At 61.9% G+C, this 15,408-nt stretch carries 15 protein-coding genes; 11 read left to right on the forward strand and 4 right to left on the reverse strand.

Annotation, left to right across the window (positions count from 1 at the left end; all coding sequences use genetic code 11):
• The first annotated feature begins 1 nt into the window (after window position 1).
• The 4 genes from AACY25_RS13800 to rsd all read left to right on the forward strand — a co-directional run bounded on the left by AACY25_RS13800 (window position 2) and on the right by rsd (window position 3,702).
• Window positions 2-1,207, forward strand: coding sequence for a uroporphyrinogen-III C-methyltransferase (locus AACY25_RS13800; protein ID WP_339525706.1), 1,206 nt, complete (start codon window positions 2-4; stop codon window positions 1,205-1,207).
• Window positions 1,204-2,454, forward strand: coding sequence for a heme biosynthesis HemY N-terminal domain-containing protein (locus tag AACY25_RS13805; RefSeq protein WP_339525262.1), 1,251 nt, complete (start codon window positions 1,204-1,206; stop codon window positions 2,452-2,454). Before AACY25_RS13800 ends, AACY25_RS13805 begins: the two co-directional genes overlap by 4 nt.
• A gap of 14 nt (window positions 2,455-2,468) precedes the next feature.
• Window positions 2,469-3,032, forward strand: coding sequence for a DUF3833 domain-containing protein (locus tag AACY25_RS13810; protein ID WP_339525263.1), 564 nt, complete (start codon window positions 2,469-2,471; stop codon window positions 3,030-3,032).
• A gap of 196 nt (window positions 3,033-3,228) precedes the next feature.
• Entirely contained in the window at window positions 3,229-3,702 is a 474-nt protein-coding gene (gene rsd, locus AACY25_RS13815; protein WP_339525264.1) for a sigma D regulator, read from the forward strand.
• Window positions 3,703-3,714: 12 nt separating this feature from the next.
• Here rsd and AACY25_RS13820 read toward each other — a convergent pair whose 3' ends face one another.
• Entirely contained in the window at window positions 3,715-4,359 is a 645-nt protein-coding gene (locus AACY25_RS13820; RefSeq protein WP_339525265.1) for an FKBP-type peptidyl-prolyl cis-trans isomerase, read from the reverse strand.
• Between the two features lie 112 nt (window positions 4,360-4,471).
• Between AACY25_RS13820 and AACY25_RS13825 the strand changes: the two genes are divergently transcribed.
• A complete protein-coding gene (locus AACY25_RS13825) occupies window positions 4,472-5,404 on the forward strand; it encodes an AlgP family protein (RefSeq protein ID WP_339525266.1) in 933 nt (310 codons plus the stop codon).
• On the opposite strand, the gene AACY25_RS13830 is transcribed toward AACY25_RS13825, so the two are convergent.
• Window positions 5,401-5,865: a TIGR02444 family protein gene (locus tag AACY25_RS13830; RefSeq protein ID WP_339525268.1), complete on the reverse strand. Its 465-nt coding sequence runs from the start codon at window positions 5,863-5,865 to the stop codon at window positions 5,401-5,403. The two genes, AACY25_RS13825 and AACY25_RS13830, sit on opposite strands and share 4 nt — an antisense overlap.
• A gap of 50 nt (window positions 5,866-5,915) precedes the next feature.
• On the opposite strand from AACY25_RS13830, the gene AACY25_RS13835 reads away from it, so the two are divergent.
• The 4 genes from AACY25_RS13835 to rhtB all read left to right on the forward strand — a co-directional run bounded on the left by AACY25_RS13835 (window position 5,916) and on the right by rhtB (window position 9,898).
• Entirely contained in the window at window positions 5,916-7,826 is a 1,911-nt protein-coding gene (locus tag AACY25_RS13835) for an ATP-binding cassette domain-containing protein (protein ID WP_339525270.1), read from the forward strand.
• Window positions 7,827-7,855: 29 nt separating this feature from the next.
• The gene (locus AACY25_RS13840; protein ID WP_445262156.1) at window positions 7,856-8,410 is read left to right on the forward strand and encodes a mechanosensitive ion channel domain-containing protein; all 555 of its coding nucleotides are present in this window, start codon (window positions 7,856-7,858) and stop codon (window positions 8,408-8,410) included.
• 6 nt (window positions 8,411-8,416) lie between these two features.
• Entirely contained in the window at window positions 8,417-9,184 is a 768-nt protein-coding gene (locus tag AACY25_RS13845; protein ID WP_339525272.1) for a TerC family protein, read from the forward strand.
• An 84-nt stretch (window positions 9,185-9,268) separates the two neighbouring features.
• A complete protein-coding gene (rhtB, locus tag AACY25_RS13850; protein ID WP_339525273.1) occupies window positions 9,269-9,898 on the forward strand; it encodes a homoserine/homoserine lactone efflux protein in 630 nt (209 codons plus the stop codon).
• Window positions 9,899-9,913: 15 nt separating this feature from the next.
• On the opposite strand, the gene AACY25_RS13855 is transcribed toward rhtB, so the two are convergent.
• Window positions 9,914-10,687, reverse strand: a complete 774-nt coding sequence (locus tag AACY25_RS13855; protein ID WP_339525275.1) for an SDR family NAD(P)-dependent oxidoreductase — start codon at window positions 10,685-10,687, stop codon at window positions 9,914-9,916.
• Between the two features lie 121 nt (window positions 10,688-10,808).
• On the opposite strand from AACY25_RS13855, the gene AACY25_RS13860 reads away from it, so the two are divergent.
• Window positions 10,809-12,701 (forward strand): cytochrome c/FTR1 family iron permease, encoded by a 1,893-nt coding sequence (locus AACY25_RS13860; RefSeq protein ID WP_339525276.1) that lies wholly within the window; start codon window positions 10,809-10,811, stop codon window positions 12,699-12,701.
• A 63-nt stretch (window positions 12,702-12,764) separates the two neighbouring features.
• Complete coding sequence (locus tag AACY25_RS13865) at window positions 12,765-13,226, forward strand: YaiI/YqxD family protein (RefSeq protein WP_339525278.1); 462 nt, start codon at window positions 12,765-12,767, stop codon at window positions 13,224-13,226.
• On the opposite strand, the gene AACY25_RS13870 is transcribed toward AACY25_RS13865, so the two are convergent.
• Window positions 13,211-15,334 (reverse strand): putative bifunctional diguanylate cyclase/phosphodiesterase, encoded by a 2,124-nt coding sequence (locus tag AACY25_RS13870; protein WP_339525279.1) that lies wholly within the window; start codon window positions 15,332-15,334, stop codon window positions 13,211-13,213. The genes AACY25_RS13865 and AACY25_RS13870 overlap by 16 nt on opposite strands.
• Between the last annotated feature and the right edge of the window lie 74 nt (window positions 15,335-15,408).

Here is a 15,408-nt window from a genome sequence, read left to right on the forward strand (position 1 = left end):
CGTGAGCGAAGCAACTACGCCGAAAGAGCAAACCCCGAACGAGCACGCCATAAAACAACCCGAACAGGCATCGGTGGATGGCGCCGCGGCTATGCCGGTTAATCCACCTGCAGTAAGTAAACCGGCGTCGCGCGGCAATGGTTTGGCGCTGCTGGCCTTGTTGGTTGCTGCTGCTGGTGCCGGTGTAGCTGGTTGGGGGCTCTGGCAGTTGCAGGCACTGGACGCTCGCGAGCAACAACAGCAAGGCCAGCTGCAGGAGGCGCGCAGCGAAGCGCAAAGCCTGGCGCGCACTGGTGAGACATTGGAGCAACGGCTGGACCAGCTACCGAGTGTTGAGGAGCTAGAAACCCGTCGCCGCCTGCTGACCCAGCTGCAGGGCGATCAGCAACTGCTCAACCAGCGCCTGGAAACCGTGCTGGGCGCCAGCCGCCAGGATTGGCGTCTGGCCGAGGCCGAGCATTTGCTGCGTCTGGCCAGTTTGCGTCTGTCTGCTTTGCAGGACATCAACAGCGCCACTGCGCTGGTGCAGGCCGCCGATGAAATCCTCCATGAGCAGGACGACCCTGCCGCATTTGCCGCACGCGAGCAATTGGCCAAAAGCCTGCAAGCGCTGCGTTCGACTGCCAACCCGGACCGTACTGGGCTATTTTTGCAGCTCGGCGCCTTGCGTGAGCAGGTGGCGCAGCTCAATGCCCAGGCGCCTAGCTTCAACGGTGAAGGTGGCGTACTCAGCGAGCTGGCCGACGCAGGGGTGGTTGAGCAGCAATGGTGGCAGCGTGGCCTGCAGGCCCTGTCGGAATACTTCCGCATCGACTTCAACGCTGACCGCAATATCCGCCCAATGCTTGCCGGGCAGAGCCTGACCCAGGTGCGCCTGGCCCTCAGCCTGGCGCTGGAGCAGGCGCAGTGGGGCGCGTTGCATGGGCAGAGCGAGGTCTATCGCCAGGCCTTGCAGCAGGCGCGTGAAGTGCTGGGTGCGCACTTCGATGTGGACAACCCCAACAGCCGTGCCCTGCGTGCCCGCCTTGATGAGCTGGCCGAGCAGCCGATTGCCGTTACGCCGCCTGACCTCAGCCCGACGCTGAATGCCGTACAGGCCTATATCCAGGCCAAGCAGACCGCGCGCAGCCAGCAGAAGGTCGAGTCTGAACCCGCCGCAGAGGCCACCGATGATGTCGAGGCTTCATTGCAGGAGGCGCTGCAATGAAGCGCATCTACTGGTTGCTGCTGATTCTGGCGGTCGTTGCCGGCGTTGCCAGCCTGGTGCTGTTCGGCCTGCCGCTGGCCGAACACAAGGGCTATGTGCTGATTGCCTTCCAGGGCTTTCGCTATGAGTCCAGCCTGTGGGCTTTTGTCGCGCTGGTGTTGGTAGTTTGGCTGCTGATTTATCTGCTGCGGCTGAGCGTACGGCTGCTGGTAACGTCCGGCGGTTTGCTCAATCCCTGGTCACGCTTGCACAGCCGCCGCCGCGTGCGTCTGGCGTCCGAGCAAGGCTTTCTCGATCTGGCTGAAGGGCGCTGGGCGCGTGCCCTGCGGCATTTGAAGCAAGCAGCAAGCAGTTCGCCGCAGCCGTTGAGTTATTACCTGGGTGCGGCGCGCGCCGCGCATCAATTGGGTCACCACAACGACAGTGATGCTCTGCTGGAGCAGGCGCTCAATCGTCAACCGCAGGCAGAATTGGCGATTGCCCTGCAACATGCCGAGCTGCAGTTGGCGCGTGGCCAGACCGATGCCGCATTGGAGACGTTGCAGGCCATGCGCTCGCGTCATCCGCACCACCATCTGGTGTTGCGTCAGCTGCAGCAGCTCTACCTGCAGTCGGGCGGTTGGTCGGCGCTGCTCGACTTGCTGCCCGACCTGCGCAAGGAGAAAGCCCTGGGCAATGCCGAATTGAGCGAGCTTGAGCGTCAAGCCTGGCGTGGCCGTTTGCTGCAGGCCGCCAGGCCGGTTGACGGCGACGCTCAGGCAGCGCTGCAAGCCTTGCAACACGCCTGGCACGCCATGTCGACGGCGCTGCATCAGGAGCCCGAGTTGCTGACTGTATATGTCGAGCAGCTGCGCCAGTTGGGCGGCGAAGCAGAGGCTGAAGAGCTGTTGCGCGGTTTCTTGAAACAGCATTACGACACCGCCCTGGTGCGCCTCTATGGTTTGCTGCATGGACGTGATCCTGGCAAGCAGCTGCAAGCGGCCGAGGGCTGGTTGAAGCAGCATCCGCAGGACGCAGGCCTGCTACTGACCTTGGGGCGTCTGTGTATGCACAGTCAGTTGTGGGGCAAAGCTAAGGATTACCTGGAGAGCAGCCTGGCGTTTCAGCGTCACCCGGAAACGTGCGCCGAGCTGGCACGCTTGCTGGCGCAATTGGGAGAGCTGGAGCGCAGCAACAGCCTGTATCAGGAAGGTTTGCGTTTGCTTGATGCACGTTTGTGCACGGCGGTTTTGCCTGCCGCGACTTGATTTACGAGGTGTGTATGCGGACGCTGCTGATCTGTTGTCTCGTGGTGCTGCTGGTGGGCTGCGCCGGCCCGCAAGTCAATGACTACGCCAGCGAGCAGCCGCGCCTGGAGCTGAGCGATTACTTCAATGGCGACTTGCAGGCTTGGGGCATGTTCCAGAACCGCTCCGGGAAGGTGGTCAAACGTTTCCACGTGGCCATGACGGGCACCTGGAGTGGCGATGTGGGCGTGCTCGACGAGCGCTTTACCTACAGCGATGGCAGCACAGAGCGGCGCGTCTGGACGCTTAAAAAACAGGCAGACGGCAGTTGGCGCGGTACGGCCGACGATGTGCAGGGTGAAGCGGTTGGGCAGGTCGCCGGTAATGCATTGCATTGGCGATACAAGCTGCGGCTGAAGGTTGATGACTCAACCTATGTGGTTGATGACTCAACCTATGTGGTTGATTTTGATGACTGGATGTTCCTGATGGATGGTCAGGTGATGCTCAATCGAGCGCGCATGTCGAAGTGGGGCATTGATCTTGGTCAGGTCACTTTGAGCTTTTACAAGCCCGCAGCGGCTGAGAAGTCTGAGTAGCCGCCGGTTAAACGCTTGTATGAAATTTTCTCCAGCGCTACCTTGAAGGCCTAAGCCTGCGGGAATAATCTGGCTCACAGATACCGCCGGAAAGTTGCCGTTTCACGGTTGTCTTCCCAGACCTTGCACGGACTGACAAAAATCTGTCTCGATGCGGGCGTACAACACTAATAGCAATAGGGAAGTAGAGGTCATCATGCTCGAGAGTTGTCAGAACGCCCAGGAACGTTGGGGTGGGGTTCACCTGCTGATCGACCGCTGGCTGCAAGAGCGCAAAGAGCTGGTGCATGCCTATGCCGCCATCAACGATTCGCCGCAAGCGCCGAGCGCCAATGCCGAAGCCTTGCAACGCTTCTGCGAAATCCTCGTTGATTACGTATCCGCTGGGCACTTCGAGGTCTACGAACAGCTGACCAGCGAAGCCAAGGCCTTTGGTGATCAGCGTGGCCTCGAACTGGCCAAACAGATCTATCCGCGTATCGAAGTGATTACTGAGGTGGCGCTGGCCTTCAATGATCGCTGTGACAACGGTGATTGCAGCGATTCGGCCTCCCTGTTGGATGAGCTGAAACGCCTGGGCCAATTGCTGCACGAGCGTTTTGAGTTGGAGGACTGCCTGATCGAAGTCCTGCATAACGCCCATCAGGAGCAGGCTGCACCTGCCCTCTGATGTACTGACTCGTTACTCCTTGGTGTCGAGCAACTCCAGTTCGAACACCAGGGGCGAGTAGGGCGGAATCAAATCCCCGGCACCTTCTTCGCCATACGCTTGAGCCGATGGAATCACCAAGCGCCATTGGGCGCCCACCGGCATCTTTTGCAGCGCACTGCGCCATCCGGCGATCACGCTGTCCAGGCGAAACCATTGCGCGGTCTGACTTTCGTCAAACTGACTGCCATCCGCCAGAAACCCTATATAGCGCACTTGTATGCGGTCCTTCGGGCCGGGTTTGCGGCCACTGCCTGCGCGCAGCTCTTGCATCAGTACGCCATCTTGCAATACACGCACGCCAGCCTTGGCTTTCTCCGCGGCGAGAAAACGCTGCTCGGCAGTCCTGGCTTTTTCGATGCGTTCCGGGGCGCTGGCCAGATGCGCTTCATGTTCGTCCAGCAGGCTTTCGATGCGTTTGGCATCCACTGCCAGCGGCTCATTGCGGTAAGCCTGGCGTAAACCGTCGAGCAGCGCTTGCAGCTCCAAATCCGGTACCTCGTCACGCAGCCGCTCGCCAAGTTTTACCCCCAGGCTATAGGCCAGGTCATGGGCGTGCTCGTCTGCTTGAGACAAGGGCGCGAGCAGGCAGAGCAGTAGCAGGGCGAAACGTGGCATGGGTGTTCTCCGGCGAAGATGCGCCGATTATGCCAGCCAGTTGCGGCAAGGTGGCAAGGCGGACAAGAGGAGGACTAGTATGACGCCATCTTCATCCGCCAGGAGGCGTGTCATGTCGGCAACAAAGAATGCAAAGAAGAAGTCAGTGAGTACCCCGTTGCACCTGTTGCAGCAACTTTCCAGTAGCCTACTTGAGCATCTTGAAGAGGCGTGCACCCGTGCCTTGGTTGATGCCGAGAAACTGCTCGCCAAGCTGGAAAAGCAACGCGGCAAGGCCCAGGAAAAACTGCATAAAGCCCGTAGCAAAATGCAGGATGCGGCGGTAGCCGGCAAAGCCAAGGCGCAGGCCAAAGGTAAAGAAGCCGTGGCCGAACTAGAGCAACTGCTCGATACCCTGAAAGACCGTCAAAGCGAAACCCGTACCTATATCGCCAGCCTCAAGCGTGATGCTCAGGAAAGCCTGAAATTGGCCCAGGGCGTGGGCAAGGTTAAAGAAGCTGCAAGCAAAGCGTTGGACAACCGTTCGGCCAAGGCCGCTGCAGCGAATTCTGCTGCCAAGCCGGCTGCCACTAAAGCCCCGGCCAAGCCAGCGGCGAAGCCTGCCACTAAGGCTGCTGCGCCAGCTGCCAAAGCCCCGGCTAAAGCACCCGCCAAACCGGCTGCGAAAGCGCCAGCCAAAGCCCCCAGCAAAACTCTGGCTGCGGCAAAACCTGCAGCTAAGGCACCTGCCAAACCAGCGGCGAATAAGCCAGCAGCCAGCGCAGCCAAGCCTGCAGCGAGCAAGCCGGTGGCGCAGCCTGCCAAGGCAGCTGCTAAACCTGCAGTTAAGAAAGCGCCTGCGGCTAAACCCGTCAGTACGACTACAGCCAAACCGGCCGTAAAACCTGCTGCGAAACCCGCGGCGAAACCTGTTGCGAAAAAGCCCGCCGCCAAGACTGCCGCGAAACCGGTTGCCGCCAAGCCCGTCGTTGCTAAAGCGCCAGCTGCCGTAGCGCCTGCCGCACCTGCTGGCAGCAATGGCAGCACCCCGCCAAGCGCTGTTTAAGCGCTGAGATGTGCCGCCGCGATGCGCAGCGTTTGCAGCGCATCGCGGTTGCCAGGCTGGGGAGCCAGGCTTTCCAGCCAATTCAGCGACGCGTTCGCCGGTTGGCTTGACCAGTCCTGAGTGCACACCGCTAGGCGCTCCAGCTGCTCGCGTTCTGCGGCCAGCTCCAGCTGCTTGATCTGTTCGCGTAACGCCGCCAGCGTTCTATCGCTCTGCGCCTGCTCACGCCAGCTCTGGCGCAATTGGCGTAGCGGCACCACCACCTGCTGTTGCCAGGGATGCGCTAAAGCGAGCAACGCCTCGTTACGCTCGTCGGTGCAGGCAACTTGTCGGCATTCCAGCCAGGCGGCGCAGAGCAGCAGGCACACGTCTGCCCCTTGCGTTTGCAGCAGCAGGCACGCGGCCTCGACGCCAGGGCGTTGATACAGTGCTTCGGCGAATCGCCACAGGTCAGTAGGCATGGTGCTTTCCGGGCTTCTCTAAAGGGACTCTGGTAGACTCCGCCGCCATTATGATCCGACTCCAGAACCTGACTTTACAGCGTGGCCCTCAGCGTCTGCTAGAAGATGCCGAGATGACCTTGCACCCCGGCCACAAAGCCGGCTTGATCGGCGCCAATGGCGCCGGCAAATCCAGCCTGTTTGCCCTATTTCGCGGCGAGCTGAGTGCGGACGCGGGCGACTGCCTGATTCCTGCCGATTGGCGCGTGGCTCACATGCGCCAGGAGATCGATGCGGTCGAGCGCCAGGCAGTCGACTATGTGCTCGATGGCGACCTGCAACTGCGCAAGGTGCAGGCCGATCTGGCTGTGGCCGAAGCGGCGCATGACGGCGCCGCCGTGGCGCGCTTGCACACCGAACTCGACACCCTCGACGGCTACAGTGCCGATGCGCGCGCGCGCAGGCTGCTCGCTGGCTTGGGCTTCGACAGCGCGCAGATGGATCGCCGGGTTGGCGATTTCTCCGGCGGTTGGCGTATGCGCTTGAACCTGGCGCAGGCACTGATGTGCCCGTCCGACCTGCTGCTGCTCGATGAACCGACCAACCACCTCGATCTCGACGCGATCCTCTGGCTGGAAGGCTGGCTGAAAAGTTACCCCGGTACCTTGCTGCTGATCTCCCATGACCGCGATTTCCTGGATGCCGTAGTGGACCATGTGGCTCACCTCGATCAGCAGAAGCTGACCCTGTATCGCGGTGGTTACTCAGCCTTCGAGCGCACCCGTGCCGAACGTCTGGCGCAGCAGCAACAGGCGTACGAGAAGCAGCAGGTGCAGCGCGCGCACATGGAAAAGTACATCGCCCGCTTCAAGGCCCAGGCTACAAAGGCGCGTCAGGCGCAAAGCCGTATCAAAGCGCTTGAGCGAATGGAAGAGTTGTCGGCCGCGCATGTCGATTCGCCCTTCGACTTCAGTTTCCGGGAAGCCGACAAGATTTCCAGCCCCCTGCTGGATCTGAGCGAAGGCCGCCTCGGTTATGGCGACAAGGTGGTGCTGGAGAAGGTCAAGCTGAACCTGGCGCCCGGCGCCCGTATTGGTTTGCTCGGGCCGAACGGCGCGGGTAAGTCGACCCTGATCAAGAACCTGTCGAACGAACTGCAGCCCATCAGCGGCCATCTGCAGCGCGGCGAGAATCTGGTGGTCGGCTACTTCGCCCAGCATCAGCTCGATGCCCTGGACGACAAGGCCAGCCCGCTGCTGCACTTCCAGCGCCTGGCACCGACCGAACGCGAGCAGACCCTGCGCGACTTCCTCGGCGGCTTCGACTTCCGCGGCCCACGTTGCGATGAGCCGGTGCTGAACTTCTCCGGCGGTGAGAAAGCCCGCCTGGCCCTGGCGTTGATTGCCTGGGGCAAGCCCAACCTGCTGTTGCTCGATGAACCGACCAACCACCTCGACCTGGAAATGCGCCTGGCGCTGACCATGGCACTGCAGGAATTTTCCGGCGCAGTGGTGGTGGTGTCCCACGACCGTCATCTACTAAAAAGCACCACCGATGAGTTTTTGCTGGTGGCCGATGGCCAGGTGCAGCCGTTTGATGGTGATCTGGAGGACTACGCCCGCTGGCTGGTGGATTACCGCAGCCGTCAGGCGCCGACGAGCAGTGGCGAAAGCAACCCGGATAAATCCGACAAGCGTGTGCAGCGCCAGGCCGCCGCCGCTTTGCGTCAGCAGCTGGCACCGCATAAGCGCGAAGCCGACAAGCTGGAAAAAGAGCTGGGCCAGCTGCACGAGAAACTCGCTTCTGTCGAAGCGCGCCTAGGTGATAGCGACATCTACGAAGCCGCACGCAAGGACGAACTGCGTGACGCCCTGGCCGAGCAGGCTAAGCTAAAGAGCCGCGAAGCCGACCTGGAGGAGCGCTGGATGCTCGCCCTGGAAACTCTCGAAGCCCTGCAAGCCGAGCTGGAGGCCGCCATTTGAACATCAGCCTGCCACCCTTGGAATGGCTGATGACCTGGCAAGAGCCCTTGCTGCGCACCGGTCAGGTGATCCTGATTGTGCTGCTGGCCTGGCTGTTTCAGCGCATTCTCACCCGTGGCATTACCCGTCTTGGTAATCGCTACCCGCAGTTGCCGGCCGAATTGTTGATGCCGCTGCGCGGTCTGCTGCGTTGGCTGATTCTCGGGAGTGCGTTCATGTTGGTGCTAGAGCGCCTGGGCGTTTCGGCGCAGGTGCTGTGGGCCGCGCTAACCGGCTTTGCCGCCGTCGCTGCGGTGGCCTTCTTCGCGATCTGGAGCGTGTTGTCCAACATGTTCTGCGCGCTGCTGATTTTCGCCATGGGGCCCTTTCGTATCGGCGAGTGCGTCGAAGTGCTGGAAAGTGCCGACAAACCCGGTGTGCGCGGACGGGTGATTGCGATCAACCTGTTCTATACCACCTTGGAAGATCTCAGCGGTGATGCGCCTGGCGCCTGGGTGCAGATCCCTAATAGCCTGTTTTTCCAGAAAGCCGTGCGTCGCTGGCGCAATGGCGAACTCCCTACACTGCGTAATACCGAGGTTTAAGCAATTATGGAATGGCTGGCCAGCCCTGAACTCTGGGTCGCGTTTCTGACCCTGACTGCCCTGGAAATTGTCCTGGGTATCGACAACATCATTTTTATCTCGATCCTGGTCAGCCGCCTGCCCAAGCATCAGCAACCCAAGGCGCGTTTCTTCGGCCTGGCGCTAGCGATGGGCACGCGAATTCTGCTGCTGCTGTCGATCAGCTGGGTGATGCGCCTGACCGCCGACCTGTTTCATGTGTTCGATCAGGGCTTCTCCGGCCGTGACCTGATCCTGTTCTTCGGTGGTCTGTTCCTGTTGTGGAAGAGCACTGCGGAAATCTTCCACAGCCTGGAAGGCGAAGAAGAAGCTCAAGCCGTTGGCGGCAAGACCTATGGCTTTATGGGGATCATCGTGCAGATCGCGATTATCGACATCGTGTTCTCCCTGGATTCGGTGATCACTGCGGTCGGCCTGGTCGATAACGTGCCGGTGATGGTCGCGGCCATTGTGATTTCTGTATTCGTGATGATGCTGTCGGCCGGCACCATCAGCGATTTCATCGACAAGCACCCGAGCCTGAAAATCCTCGCACTGTCGTTCCTTATCGTGGTCGGTACCGTGCTGGTCGCCGAAGCCTTCGAAGTGCATGTGCCGAAGGGGTATGTGTACTTCGCCATGGCCTTCTCGCTCGCGGTGGAAGCCGTCAACATCCGCATGCGTACGGCCCGCGCTCGCGCGCGCAAGGAAGAAGAGTTGGAACCGGTGCAGTTGCGTAAAGGTTCGCCGGACTGATTCAGCGGCTGGGCGACTAACCCAACAAGGGGTAGGCTAGCGGCCTACCCCTTTTTTATTCCTGCTTGTTGATGGAGAAGTGCCATGGCACTGGAAACCTGGCTTGCGTTCTTTGTGGCCTGTTGGGTCATCAGCCTGTCGCCGGGCGCCGGGGCGATTGCCTCGATGTCCGCCGGCTTGCAGTACGGCTTTGTGCGCGGCTACTGGAATGCCCTGGGCCTGCAGCTGGGTCTGGCCTTGCAGATTGCCATTGTGGCCGCCGGTGTTGGGGCGATTCTGGCAGCGTCGGAATTGGCCTTCAGCCTGATCAAGTGGTTTGGCGTGGTCTATCTGGTGTACCTCGGCTATCGCCAATGGCAGGCGCTGCCCAGTGATATGACGGCGCAGACCGAGCGACCCATCGGCCGCCCGCTGACGCTGGTGTTGCGCGGTTTCCTGGTCAACTTCAGCAATCCCAAGGCGATCGTCTTTATGCTCGCGGTGTTGCCGCAGTTCCTCAATCCACAGGCGCCGCTGCTGATGCAGTACCTGGTTATGGGTGTGACCATGATCTGCGTCGATCTGATCGTGATGGCCGGTTACACCGGCCTGGCCGCACGGGTGCTGGGCGCATTGCGCTCGCCACGTCAGCAGCGCCTGATGAACCGTACCTTCGGCGCGCTGTTTGTCGGTGCGGCGGCACTGCTGGCCAGCGTGCGCCGCGCGCCGGTCTGATCTTCGCCGGTATAGCTACCAGGGAATCGGCTGGCCGTCCCAGCCCCAGAACGTGCCAGTCTGCGCCGGGCCGTGCTGTTCGATCTGCGCCAGCAGGCACTCGGCGGAGTAGCTCGGGGTAAACAGCTTGTCTGCCGGCACATTGGCCTGAAAGGGTTTCGACAGCTCTGTGTCGGTGGTGCCGGGGTGCAGGCTGAGCACGCAGCTGTTGGGGTTAAGGCGGCTCAACTCGATGCTCGCGGTGTGTAGCAACTGGTTCAGCGCGGCTTTGCTGGCGCGGTAGCTGTACCAACCGCCGAGGCGGTTGTCGCCAATCGAGCCGACCCGCGCCGACAGCGCCGCCACCGTGCAGGCATGCTGACCGCGTAGCAGCGGCAGCAGATGCTTGAGCAGCAGAATCGGTGCAAAGCTATTGCGCTGAAAGGTCGCCAGCAGCCCTTCAAGATTGATCTGCGCCAAACCTTTCTCGGCTTTCGCCGCGCCGTTCTGTAGCACGCCTACCGTACACAGCAGCAAATGCAGACGCGGTATGGCGGCGCGCAAGTGCGCGGCCAGTTCGCTCAGCGCCTGTTCATCGCATACATCGACATCCAGGCAGTGCAGGCGTTGGCCATATTGCGCTGTCATCTCCATCAGACCGGGCGCCTGACTGGCCTGGCGGGCGATGGCCCAGACCCCGGCGACATCATCGCGGGCAAGCAGTTGGGTGGTCAGCGCCAGACCAATCCCCCGGCTGGCGCCACAGACCACGACATGCGCTGGTTCTTCCAGGCGTTGCCAAAAACTCATCGCATCACTCCTGCGCCGTTGCGACGATCCGTCGCGGGCCATGGTCGATCAGTGGTTGAGGAAAGTCGTTAGGAAGGTAACAATCTAATGTCATCCATTCGTATTTGGGATCAACTCCTATATGACTTCCGTATTGCGTTTCTGCAGTTGGTTGCTGGTGCCCCTGTTGGCACTCTGCAGCCTGACTGTTATGGCTGAGCCCATCGAGGGCGCGGCGCAAGCTTTGCATCTGCTCGGTTACCTGGGCGCTGACTACCCGGCTACCGTGGCCAATGGTCAGGTGATCGACTCCGGTGAATACCGCGAGCAGCTGGAGTTTCTTACTGTACTGCAAGGTCTGATCGTTGCGCTGCCAGCGCGTAACGAACAGACCGAGCTGGAGCAAGGCGTGGCCAGCCTGCGCCAGGGCATCGAGCAGCGTGTCGAGGGCAGCCAGGTCGCTCAGCAGGCGCGGCAGTTGTCCGCCACCCTGGCCACGGCCTATGGCGTCAGCCAGACTCCGGCCATCACCCCCGACCCCAGCCGTGGCGCGCCGCTGTTCGCCCAGCACTGTAGCGTGTGCCATGGCGACAGCGGTGCGGGTGACGGGCCGGCGGGCATCGGCCTGGAGCCGCCACCGGCCAACCTGCGCGATCTGGCGCGGCTCAACCGGTTGAGCCTGTATGACCTGTTCAACAGCATCGGCCTGGGCATCGATGGCACCGATATGGCGGCCTTTGCCGATCAGCTGGATGAGCGCCAGCGCTGGGATCTGGCCAGCTATATCGCCGGCTTCAGCGCCGAGCCGGTTGCCGCAGGCGAGCCGTTCAGCCTGGCGGCGCTGGCCGGCACAACCCCGGATGAAGTGGCAGCAGCGCAGGGTGATGAGGCGGCTGCACGCTTCCGCGCCCAGCGTGCGCAGCCGCCGGTGCAGCAGCGTGGTCCGCAGCAGTTGATCGAGCATACCCGCGCGACCCTGGAGCAGAGCCTGGTCGCCTACCGCGCCGGTGATCACGAGCAGGCTTATGACCTCTCCGTCGGGGCTTATCTGGAAGGCTTCGAGCTGGTCGAAAGCGCTCTGGATAACCTCGACTCGGTGCAGCGCAAAACCACCGAGCGGGCGCTGATGGCCTACCGCCAGGCGCTGCAGGATGGTCTGTCGGTGCCCCAGGCGGCGCAGCGTTTGGAGCAAGCCAAGGCCGAACTGGCGACTTCTGCCGCCTTACTCGACAGCGATGGCCTCTCGGATTCGCTGAGTTTCTTTTCCAGCCTGCTGATTCTGCTGCGTGAAGGGCTGGAGGCGATTCTGGTGCTGGCGGCGATCCTCGCCTTCCTGCGTAACACCGGTCAGCAACAGGCGCTGCGCAGTGTGCATATCGGCTGGGGTCTGGCGCTGCTGGCCGGCGCTGGCACCTGGGCGCTGGCTGCGTATCTGATCGATGTCAGCGGCGCGCAGCGTGAGCTACTGGAAGGCGTGACTGCGCTGTTTGCCAGCGTGATGGTGCTCTGGCTCGGGGTGTGGATGCATGACCGCCGGCATGCGGCTGCCTGGCAGGATTACATCAAGAGCAGCCTGGTCGGCGGTGGCGGGCGTTTCGGTTTTGCCGTGCTGGCGTTCTTCTCGGTGTACCGCGAGTTGTTCGAAGTCATCCTGTTCTACGAAACCCTCTGGCTGCAGGCCGGTCCGCAAGGCCATGGCATGGTCCTGGCCGGCGCGGCGGCGGCGCTGGTGCTGCTGTTGGGCTTGGCCTGGGTGATTCTGCGCGGCTCGCGCAAACTGCCGCTGGCGACCTTCTTCGGCGTCAATGCCGTGCTGCTCTGCGTACTCTCGGTGGTGTTTGCCGGGCATGGCGTCGCGGCACTGCAGGAAGCCGGAGTGCTCGGTACGCGACCGGTGGCATTCTTCGAGTTCGATTGGCTGGGTATACACGACGATGCTTACAGCCTCGCGGCCCAGGCCACGGCGCTGGCGGCCATTACGCTGCTCTACGGGCGCAGCTGGCTGGGCGAGCGTCGCCGCCTGTCTCAGGCTTGAAGCGCAGCTGCTGCCGGCATGGCTTAACATGCCGGCTTTGCTGCCTCTGGAGAATGTTGGGTGATGCGAGTCTGGATTGATGCCGATGCCTGCCCCAAGGCGGCCAAGGATCAGGTGGTGAAGTTCGCCTTGAAGCGGCGCTTCGAGGTGCTGCTGGTGGCGGGTCAGGCGCAAATCAAGCCGGCGTACAGCTGCGTGCGATTGATCGTGGTACCCAGCGGCCCGGATGCGGCTGATGATTACCTGGTGGAACACGCCCTGCCGGGTGAGCTGGTGATCTGCAGCGACGTGCCGCTGGCCGACCGGCTGGTGAAAAAGGGCGTCGCCGCCCTCGATCCGCGCGGCCGCGAGTTTGATGAGCGCAATATGGGCGACAAGCTGGCGGTGCGTAATCTGTTTACCGAGTTGCGTGAGCAAGGTCAGGTTGGCGGCGGTCAGCCACCGTATGGCGAGCGCGACAAGCAGGCGTTCGCCAACTCACTGGACCGCATCCTGACCCGTTTGCAGCGTCAGACCGGCGCATAACGCTGGCGGTAGTGCCCACCATTCAGCCAGGTATGCAGTTCCCCCAGTGGCAGTGGCTTGCTGAACAGGTAGCCCTGCAGCAAGTCGCACTGCTGCTCCTGCAGAAATATCATCTGCTCGACGTTCTCCACGCCTTCGGCAACCACCCGCAGTTTGAGTTTGTGGGCCATGGCGATGATCGCGGCAGTAATCGCCATGCCGCTGCTGGAGCCGGGGATTTCGCGGATAAAGCTGCGGTCGACCTTGAGGCTGTCCACCGGCAGGCGGCTGAGGTATTGCAGGGATGAGTAGCCGGTGCCGAAGTCATCAATGCTGATGGTCATGCCCAAGGCGCGGATCTTGTCGAGTTGCGTCTGCGCGGCGCTCAGGTCGTGCATCAGGGCGTTTTCCGTAACTTCCAGGGTTAGCGAGCTGAGCGGCAGGTCGGCGCGTTGCAGTTCGATTTCCATGGCCTTGACCAGGTGCGGCTGCAGTAGGCTCAGGGCCGAACAGTTGACCCCCAGGTGCATTTGTCGGTAGCCATTGTTGTGCAGCCATTTGAGGTCACGGCAGGCGCGCTTGAGCACCCAGATATCCAGTTCATGGATAAAGCCGTGCTGCTCGGCAATCCGTACAAAGCGCTCTGGGCTGATGACCCCCAGTTCGCTGTGCTGCCAGCGCACCAGGGCTTCCAGGGCCACTACCTGATCACCGCGGGTCGACAGTATGGGTTGGTAATACACCTGCAGCGTGTCGCGGTTTAGTGCCAGGCGCAGCTCCTGTTCCAGGCTCAGCTCCTGCTGGGCGTCGTGCTCCAGCTGGGTACTGAAGCCCACGCAGTGATTGCGCCCCTGGCGCTTGCAGTGGCCGAGGGCAATGCCGGCCTGCTTGAGCAACTGGCCTGCATCATTGGCATCCTGCGGGTAGCGGCTGATGCCGATGCTGGCGGTCAGGCTGAGTTGGCCGCTTTCCAGGCTGAAGGGTTGGCGGATCTGCGTGAGGATGCGCTCGGCCAGTTGGCTGCCTTGCTGCAACGGCACGTTAAGGGCAAAGGCGCAGAATTCGTCGCCGGAAAAGCGCGCCAATAGGTCTTCGCGACCCAGTGCGCTGCGGATGCGCGCGCCCACCTGTTTGAGCAATTCATCACCGCGACCATGGCCGAGGCTGTCGTTGATCCGCTTGAAGTTGTCCAGGTCGATAAACAGCAGCGTGGCGCCGTGCGGCGGCGCAGTGGCCAGGGTGGTGTCGAGCATCTGGCTGAAGGCCTGGCCGTTGAGTAGACCGGTCAGGCCGTCGTAGTGGGCCAGGGTGTCGAGTTGCTGGGCCAGCTGGTGTAGCTGACGCCGCTCCTGACGCAGACGCTGATCGGCCCAGCCGGCCAGTGCGCCAATCAGGATGATCAGTAGGGCAATCAGGGCAATCGCCGTGCCGAGCAGTTGATGGCCTTCTTGGCTGGCGGCTGGTTGTAGCGTGACATCCAGCGGCACGCTAAGGGTTAATGCGGCCATGCCGGTGAAGTGCATGGAGGCAATCGCACCACCCATGATCAGGCTGGCTAGCAGTCGCAGCCAGTTGGCGCGGCGGCCGCTTTGCCCGCGAAAATAACCGGCCAGCAGCAAGGCCGCGAGCGATGCGGCGATGGCGATCAGAATCGACAGCAGGAACAGACCGGGATCGTAGTGCTGGCTGGCCGCCGAGCGAATCGCCGCCATGCCGGTGTAGTGCATGCTGGCGATGCCACAGCCGGCGACGATGGCGGCTGCCACCGTTTGCCAGAGACGCAGCCGCTCGTGGCCCATCACGCGCATCACTACATAGGACACGGCAATGGCGATCAGTAGGGAAAACAGGGTGATGCCGAGGTCGTATCTGAATGGCAGTGGTGCGGAAAAGGCCAGCATGGCGACGAAGTGCATCGACCAGATTCCGCCACCCAAGGCCCAGGCCCCGACCCAGCGCCACAGTTCTCGGCTCTGCTCACGGCTGACGCGCTCGGCCATATTTAGCGCGGTAAAACCGGCGGCACAGGCAATCAGGTAGGACAGCAACACCAGCAGAGGGTCATGGCTGCAGTCGAGAAGGACCATCTGGTCCGCCGCGGGCGGGCTGAATAGAGGCAGTGAAAACATGCATGGCTCCAACTACAGGCCGGTCATGCAGCCATTGGATTTGCCAAACAGTGTAAGCCTGCGCGGGCGCAAAG

Origin of the sequence: Pseudomonas sp. EA_35y_Pfl2_R111, from assembly GCF_963970955.1 — a bacterium.
GTDB lineage: Bacteria > Pseudomonadota > Gammaproteobacteria > Pseudomonadales > Pseudomonadaceae > Aquipseudomonas.

Excerpts from the sequence above, each read along its gene's own strand:
- AACY25_RS13805 (WP_339525262.1), top strand. The coding sequence starts at position 1,204 with ATGAAGCGCATCTACTGGTTGCTGCTGATTCTGGCGGTCGTTGCCGGC.
- AACY25_RS13810 (WP_339525263.1), top strand. The coding sequence starts at position 2,469 with ATGCGGACGCTGCTGATCTGTTGTCTCGTGGTGCTGCTGGTGGGCTGC.
- rsd (WP_339525264.1), top strand. The coding sequence starts at position 3,229 with ATGCTCGAGAGTTGTCAGAACGCCCAGGAACGTTGGGGTGGGGTTCAC.
- AACY25_RS13820 (WP_339525265.1), bottom strand. The coding sequence starts at position 4,359 with ATGCCACGTTTCGCCCTGCTACTGCTCTGCCTGCTCGCGCCCTTGTCT.
- AACY25_RS13825 (WP_339525266.1), top strand. The coding sequence starts at position 4,472 with ATGTCGGCAACAAAGAATGCAAAGAAGAAGTCAGTGAGTACCCCGTTG.
- AACY25_RS13830 (WP_339525268.1), bottom strand. The coding sequence starts at position 5,865 with ATGCCTACTGACCTGTGGCGATTCGCCGAAGCACTGTATCAACGCCCT.
- AACY25_RS13835 (WP_339525270.1), top strand. The coding sequence starts at position 5,916 with ATGATCCGACTCCAGAACCTGACTTTACAGCGTGGCCCTCAGCGTCTG.
- AACY25_RS13840 (WP_445262156.1), top strand. The coding sequence starts at position 7,856 with ATGACCTGGCAAGAGCCCTTGCTGCGCACCGGTCAGGTGATCCTGATT.
- AACY25_RS13845 (WP_339525272.1), top strand. The coding sequence starts at position 8,417 with ATGGAATGGCTGGCCAGCCCTGAACTCTGGGTCGCGTTTCTGACCCTG.
- rhtB (WP_339525273.1), top strand. The coding sequence starts at position 9,269 with ATGGCACTGGAAACCTGGCTTGCGTTCTTTGTGGCCTGTTGGGTCATC.
- AACY25_RS13855 (WP_339525275.1), bottom strand. The coding sequence starts at position 10,687 with ATGAGTTTTTGGCAACGCCTGGAAGAACCAGCGCATGTCGTGGTCTGT.
- AACY25_RS13860 (WP_339525276.1), top strand. The coding sequence starts at position 10,809 with ATGACTTCCGTATTGCGTTTCTGCAGTTGGTTGCTGGTGCCCCTGTTG.
- AACY25_RS13865 (WP_339525278.1), top strand. The coding sequence starts at position 12,765 with ATGCGAGTCTGGATTGATGCCGATGCCTGCCCCAAGGCGGCCAAGGAT.
- AACY25_RS13870 (WP_339525279.1), bottom strand. The coding sequence starts at position 15,334 with ATGTTTTCACTGCCTCTATTCAGCCCGCCCGCGGCGGACCAGATGGTC.